A 6,397-nucleotide genomic window follows, 5' to 3' on the forward strand; every position below is an offset into this window, starting at 1 on the left:
CCGACCATGGTGGCCCTCAAACAGTTCCGAAACTCAAAGCCGTCCTTTTCCGACCTGTTGCCCTATGCGGGTCTGGTCGCCGACGGGGTCATCCTGTTGAAGGACGGCTCGCTGATGGCCGGATGGTATTTTGCCGGGCCGGATTCAGAGAGCTCCACCAATATCGAGCGCAACGAAGTCTCGCGGCAGATCAACGCCGTCCTCTCGCGGCTCGGGTCCGGCTGGATGATCCAGGTCGAGGCGGTTCGCGTGCCCACGACCGCCTATCCCGCCCGCGAGGACTGCCACTTTCCCGATCCGGTGACCCGCGCGATCGACGAGCAGCGGCGCGATCATTTCATGGCCGAGCGCGGCCACTATGAGAGCCAGCACGCGCTGATCCTCACCTACCGGCCGCCGGAGCCGCGCCGTTCGGCCATGGCGCGATACGTCTATTCGGACGAAGGAAGTCGCTCGCAAACCTATGCCGACGCGGTGCTCGCTTCCTTCCAGACCTCGATCCGCGAGGTCGAGCAATATCTCGGCAATGTCCTGATGATCCGCCGCATGGTCACGCGGACGGTCGTTCATCCAGAGAGCGGCGACGAGGCGCGCTACGACGAACTCTTCCAGTTCATCCGGTTCTGCATCCTCGGGGAAAACCATCCTGTCCGACTGCCGGCAATCCCGATGTATCTCGACTGGCTGGTGACGTCCGAGTTCCATCACGGGCTCTCGCCCATGGTCGACGGCAGCTACCTCGCAATTGTCGGGATCGACGGGTTTCCGGCCGAGAGCTGGCCCGGCATCCTCAATTCCCTCGATTTGATGCCGCTCACGTACCGCTGGTCGAGCCGCTTCATCTTCCTCGACGATCAGGAAGCGCGGCAAAAACTCGAGCGGACCCGGAAGAAGTGGCAGCAGAAAGTGCGGCCGTTCTTCGATCAGCTCTTCCAGACCCATAGCCGCTCAGTCGACCAGGACGCCATGACCATGGTTGCCGAAACCGAGGACGCGATTGCCGAGGCCTCGTCTCAGCTCGTCGCCTACGGCTATTACACGCCAGTTATCGTCATGTTTGACTCAGACGAAGCTCGCCTGCGCGATCAGGCAGAGGCCGTTCGGAGGCTCATCCAGGCCGAAGGCTTCGGCGCCCGCATCGAAACTCTCAACGCCACCGAGGCCTATCTCGGCAGCCTGCCGGGCAACGCTCAAGCCAATGTCCGCGAACCGCTGATCAACACCCGCAACCTTGCCGATCTCATTCCGGTCAATTCCGTCTGGGCGGGCAGCGCCGTGGCGCCTTGCCCGTTCTACCCGCCAAACGCCCCGCCACTGATGCAGGTCGCCAGCGGCTCGTCTCCCTTCCGGTTGAACCTGCATGTCGACGATGTCGGCCACACGCTGATCTTCGGCCCGACCGGATCGGGCAAGTCCACCCTGTTGGCGCTGATCGCCGCGCAGTTCCGGCGTTATGAGCATGCGCAGATCTTCGCCTTCGATAAGGGCAAGTCGCTTTATCCGCTGACCAAGGCCGCGGGCGGGGATCACTATGAGATCGGAGCAGGGGAGGGGACAGCGCTCGCCTTCTGCCCACTGGCCGAGCTCTCGACGGATGGTGACCGTGCGTGGGCCGCCGAATGGGTCGAGACACTCGTCGCCATGCAGGGCGTGACGATCACCCCGGATCACCGCAACGCAATCGCTCGCCAGATCGGTTTGCTTGCCAACGCCCGCGGCCGCTCGCTGTCCGATTTCGTCAGCGGCGTGCAGATGCGCGAAATCAAGACTGCTCTGCAACACTACACGGTCGACGGGCCGATGGGGCAGCTACTCGATGCGGAAGAGGATGGTTTGACGCTCGGATCGTTCCAGACCTTCGAGGTCGAGGAACTGATGAATATGGGCGAGCGAAATCTCGTGCCCGTATTGCTCTATCTCTTCCGCCGCATCGAAAAACGCCTCACCGGCGCACCGAGCCTTATCATCCTCGACGAGGCCTGGCTGATGCTCGGGCATCCGATGTTCCGCGACAAGATCCGGGAATGGCTGAAGGTGTTGCGCAAGGCCAATTGCGCGGTCGTGCTGGCCACGCAATCGATCTCGGACGCGGAGCAATCCGGCATCATCGACGTGCTCAAGGAAAGCTGCCCGACCAAGATTTGCCTGCCCAATGGCGCGGCGCGGGAATCGGGAACGCGCGAGTTCTACGAACGCATCGGCTTCAACGACCGGCAGATCGAAATCGTCGCGACGGCCATTCCCAAGCGCGAATACTATGTCGCCTCGCCCGAAGGCCGGCGGCTCTTCGACATGGCGCTCGGCCCCGTGGCGCTCGCCTTCGTCGGCGCGTCCGGCAAGGACAATCTCAAACGCATTGATCAGCTCAGCGAGACGCACGGCAGCGATTGGCCGGCGGCCTGGCTGGAAGAAAGGGGAGTGGATGATGCCAAGCGCATTCTCACGCACAGCTAGGATTGCGGTAGCCGCGATCCTCTCAGCCTCGTCGGCCACAAGCACCCATGCCGGCGGTGGCGGGTTCTTCGGAGCGACGGAATTCACGCAGATCCTCAACAATGGCGAGTTGGTAGGGCTCGTGGGCCAATCGGCCGAGCAAATCCAGAACCAGGTCACCCAGATCACGCAGCTGGCCGAGCAGATCCAGAACCAGCTGAGAATCTACGAGAACATGCTGCAGAACACGCTGACGCTGCCGAGCCATGTCTGGGGTCAGGTCGAAAGCGATCTGATGCAGTTGCAGGGTCTCGTCCAGCAGGGTCAATCGATCGCATTCTCGATGGGCAACGCCGATGACGTGCTGCGGCAGCGGTTCGAGAGCTTTGCTGATTTCAAGTCAGGCCTCGCCAATGGCCAGACCTTCTCCACGAGCTATCAGGACTGGTCGGACACGAACCGCGACACAATCGGGGCGACACTGAGGGCGGCGGGACTGACGGCCGACCAGTTCAGCTCCGAGGAATCGACGATGAGCCAGCTACGCTCGATGTCGCAGTCATCCGTCGGCCAGATGCAGGCGTTGCAGGTCGGCCATGAGATCGCCGCCCAGCAAGTCGCCCAAGCACAGAAGCTGCGTGGGCTCGTCTCGCAACAGGTGACGATGATGGGCACTTGGTACCAGTCCGAACAGGCGGCGAAGGACCTCGCGCAGAACCGTCGCGAGGAGTTCTTCAACTCAACCACGCCCTCGACATCGGGCGGACAGACGATGGAGCCACGCTGGTGATCAGGCTCTTCATCATCGCGATCTGTGTGGTCGTTGTTGTCGTCATCGGCATCGTTGTCTGGAACGCAACGACCGAGCCGGAAGTGCCTGCGGCGACCGTCGCCCCGGAACGGCAGCACTACGATCTCGAAGGCGGGCAGGAGATGCGACCGCGATGGGGCAGTAACGAAGGCGGGGCCGATGGCACGTCCGGAAACTAGGCTGGCCCTGTTCGCAATCGGAGGCATCGCTCTCGGGGCCAATCCAGCATTGGCCCAGGAAGGCAGTCTGCTGACCAATCTCGAAAACGAGATCGCGACGGCGGCTCAGGGGTGGGAAACCACGATCCTCAATGCCGCCAGATCGCTCTTCTGGATCCTCGCCGGCATCGAGGTTGGGATCGCCGCGGTCTGGCTGGCAATCTCCACGGCCTCTCTCGACACCTGGTTCGCCGAGCTTGTTCGCCGCATCATGTTCATTGGCCTCTTCGTCTTCATTCTCGAACAGGGGCCGGATTTTGCGAAGGCGGTCGTCGACAGCCTGTTCCAGATCGGCGCCGGCAGCGGTTCGGCTTCCCCCGCGAACGTCTTCAACGCCGGTCTCGAAGTCGCCAGCGCCATGTCGGCCAAGGCGCAGTTCGGCCTGTTCGAGGACAATGCGCTGGCGATCGCGGCCGTCTTCGCCATGGTCATCACCGTGATCTGCTTCAGCCTGGTGGCGGCAATCTTCGTCTCGGTCATGGTCGAGATGTATGTCGGGCTTCTCGCCGGCATGATCATGCTCGGCCTCGGCGGTTCGAGCTTCACCAAGGATTTCTCGGTTCGCTATCTGATCTATGCGTTTTCCGTCGGCATGAAGCTGATGGCGCTGGTGATGATCGCACGGATCGGGTCTGAGGTTCTGATCAACCTCGCCAATTCGCCGACGACGGGCGACGAGTTTCTGGCGACGCTTGCAATCGCCGGCATCTCGGTCGTGGTGTTCGTCATCGCGATGTACGTCCCCAACATCGTGCAGGGCATGGTCCAGGGCGTCTCCGTCACGGGCGGAATGGAAACCATCCGCCATGGCGCCCAGGCGGCAAGCTTCGCGGCAGGCGGTGCGGCGATTGCCGTCGGCGGGGCGAGGGCAGGGGCCGCCGCCTATTCCGATGCCCGCGCCGCCGGCAGTTCGTTTGGCGGGGCCGCACTCAAGGGCATGGCGAGCGGGATGGGCGCTGCCGGTGGGGCTGCCGCCTCGGCCGCCCGCGACAAGGCGATCGGTGTTCCGGGCACGTGGGGCGCTTCGACCCTTGGACTTGCCAACGCCAAGCTTGACCAGTCCCAGGGCCGTCCCGCTGCCCGCCCGAACCGTGACGAGAAAGCGTGACAGAAATCATGGCCAGAACCAGTATTCCGGAAACTCCCTACGTCGCCGCACGCCAGGAATGGAACGAGCGCTACGGGTCATATGTGAAGGCAGCCGCAGCTTGGCGGATCGTCGGCATCACCGGCATGGTCATGGCGGTCATCGGGTTTTCCTACGCGCTTTATCAGAGCACGCAGGTCAAGCTCGTCCCCTATATCGTCGAGGTCGACAAGCTCGGGACGGCGGCGACGACGGGATTTCCGCAGCAGATCGAATATGCCGACCCGCGTGTGGTGCGCGCGACACTCGGGAGCTTTGTGTCGAACTTCCGCTCCGTGACGCCCGACACTGTCGTCCAGAAGCAATATATCGATCGGGCCTATGCGCATCTCAGATCGTCGGATCCGGCGACCGAGAAGGTCAATGCCTGGTTCCGGAGCAACTCACCGTTTGACCGCGCGCGAGAAAAGACGGTGGCGATCGAAGTCACGAATATCGTGCCGCTCTCCAACCAGAGCTACCAGATCGACTGGACTGAGTATGAGCGGGACCGCCAGGGCAAGGAAGTCGCCACCAGGCGGTTCCGTGGTGTCGCAACCGTGACCCTGACACCGCCGCAAGACGAGGCGGTGATCCGCCTCAACCCCATCGGACTTTATTTGAAGGATTTTGACTGGACGGCGCAGCTCTGAGCCGCGTTCGCGCCAGACGGCAACGTCTGGGGCAAAGGCACGCGGCCCACCTGAATGTGCCCCGGAGGATAGGTGAATGAAGAAAGAGAATATCCGCGGCATCGCGCTTTGCGCCGGCGTGATGATCGCGGTGGCAACATTGCCAGCACATGGGCAGCAACTCACAAGCAATGAAGCGCGGGGAACGCAGCTCTCGGGCCAGTGGCAGCACCGGCAAGGCGTCGTCACACGCGGCGCCGACGGCAAGGTGATCTTCCTTTATGGGGAGGTTCAACCGTCGGTCGTCTGCTCGCCGCTACAGGTGTGCGACATCGAGCTTCAGGCCGGGGAGGTGGTGCGCGATGTCCTTCTCGGCGACACCGTTCGCTGGAAGGTCGAGCCGGCAACCTCCGGTGCGCCGAGCGGACAGGCGATCCACCTGATCGTCAAGCCATCCGAGGCTGGCCTGGTCACCTCAATGGTCGTCACGACCTCGCGGCGGACCTATCACATTCAACTCAAATCGCATCACAGCCAGTACATGGCGCGAGTCGGCTTCGACTATCCCGAAGACATCAACGCTCGGTTTGCAGAGATCAACGCGCGGATCGCGGCGAGCATTGTGCCCGGAGCTGGCGTTCCGGCGGATCAGCTGGACTTCGCGTTCCACATCAGCGGCGCGGCGCGCTGGCGGCCGACGCGGATCTACAGCGACGGCGTGAAGACCTACATCCAGTTTCCGTCATCTCTGTCAGGGCAGGAGGCGCCAGTTCTGTTCGTCGTCTCCGGCGGTGAGAACCGGATCGTCAACTACCGCATGAACGGCACGATGATGGTGGTCGACTACAACATCGATCGGGCCATTCTGGTCTCAGGCGTCGGCCGCCAGCAGCAGAAGATCACGATCCGGCGGGGCGGGTAGGGCGATGCGCGCGATCAGAACCCTTCTCTGTCTCCCGTCCGCCCTGATGCTCCTGGCGATGCTTGCTGCGTGCCAGACGATGAACGGGCCCGGCCTCATCCGGAGCGAAGTCACGGCCGAACTCACGCCTGAATCGGCGAATGCCATCGCCGGCGACATGGTGGGGCGGCTGGCGGAGCAGGTCGGGCCGGGCACGACCACGATCGAGCTGCGCGGCGATGATGACGTGTTTGGCCCGGCTCTCGAGGCGGCGCT

Annotated in this window: 7 protein-coding genes; all 7 read left to right on the forward strand. The window is 63.0% G+C overall.

What is annotated here, in order from left to right:
* Positions 1-6: 6 nt before the first annotated feature.
* Positions 7-2,454, forward strand: a complete 2,448-nt coding sequence (locus EP165_RS19700) for a conjugal transfer protein TrbE (RefSeq protein ID WP_127524561.1) — start codon at positions 7-9, stop codon at positions 2,452-2,454.
* Positions 2,426-3,223 (forward strand): P-type conjugative transfer protein TrbJ, encoded by a 798-nt coding sequence (gene trbJ / locus EP165_RS19705; protein ID WP_127524562.1) that lies wholly within the window; start codon positions 2,426-2,428, stop codon positions 3,221-3,223. The genes EP165_RS19700 and trbJ overlap by 29 nt, the downstream gene beginning before the upstream one ends.
* A complete protein-coding gene (locus tag EP165_RS19710) occupies positions 3,220-3,423 on the forward strand; it encodes a TrbJ/VirB5 family protein (RefSeq protein ID WP_127524563.1) in 204 nt (67 codons plus the stop codon). Before trbJ ends, EP165_RS19710 begins: the two co-directional genes overlap by 4 nt.
* Positions 3,404-4,570: a P-type conjugative transfer protein TrbL gene (gene trbL / locus EP165_RS19715; RefSeq protein ID WP_127524564.1), complete on the forward strand. Its 1,167-nt coding sequence runs from the start codon at positions 3,404-3,406 to the stop codon at positions 4,568-4,570. The genes EP165_RS19710 and trbL overlap by 20 nt, the downstream gene beginning before the upstream one ends.
* Positions 4,571-4,578: 8 nt before the next feature.
* The gene (locus tag EP165_RS19720; protein WP_127524565.1) at positions 4,579-5,241 is read left to right on the forward strand and encodes a conjugal transfer protein TrbF; all 663 of its coding nucleotides are present in this window, start codon (positions 4,579-4,581) and stop codon (positions 5,239-5,241) included.
* 121 nt (positions 5,242-5,362) lie between these two features.
* A complete protein-coding gene (gene trbG / locus EP165_RS19725; protein ID WP_245440274.1) occupies positions 5,363-6,142 on the forward strand; it encodes a P-type conjugative transfer protein TrbG in 780 nt (259 codons plus the stop codon).
* A 4-nt stretch (positions 6,143-6,146) separates the two neighbouring features.
* Positions 6,147-6,397: conjugal transfer lipoprotein TrbH (locus EP165_RS19730; protein WP_501981696.1), on the forward strand; the 251-nt coding region annotated here is incomplete at its 3' end.

Origin of the sequence: Mesorhizobium sp. Z1-4, assembly GCF_004000235.1 — a bacterium.
Taxonomy (GTDB): Bacteria; Pseudomonadota; Alphaproteobacteria; order Rhizobiales; family Rhizobiaceae; genus RCIO01.

Excerpts from the sequence above, each read along its gene's own strand:
- EP165_RS19700 (WP_127524561.1), top strand. The coding sequence starts at position 7 with ATGGTGGCCCTCAAACAGTTCCGAAACTCAAAGCCGTCCTTTTCCGAC.
- trbJ (WP_127524562.1), top strand. The coding sequence starts at position 2,426 with ATGCCAAGCGCATTCTCACGCACAGCTAGGATTGCGGTAGCCGCGATC.
- trbL (WP_127524564.1), top strand. The coding sequence starts at position 3,404 with ATGGCACGTCCGGAAACTAGGCTGGCCCTGTTCGCAATCGGAGGCATC.
- EP165_RS19720 (WP_127524565.1), top strand. The coding sequence starts at position 4,579 with ATGGCCAGAACCAGTATTCCGGAAACTCCCTACGTCGCCGCACGCCAG.
- trbG (WP_245440274.1), top strand. The coding sequence starts at position 5,363 with ATGATCGCGGTGGCAACATTGCCAGCACATGGGCAGCAACTCACAAGC.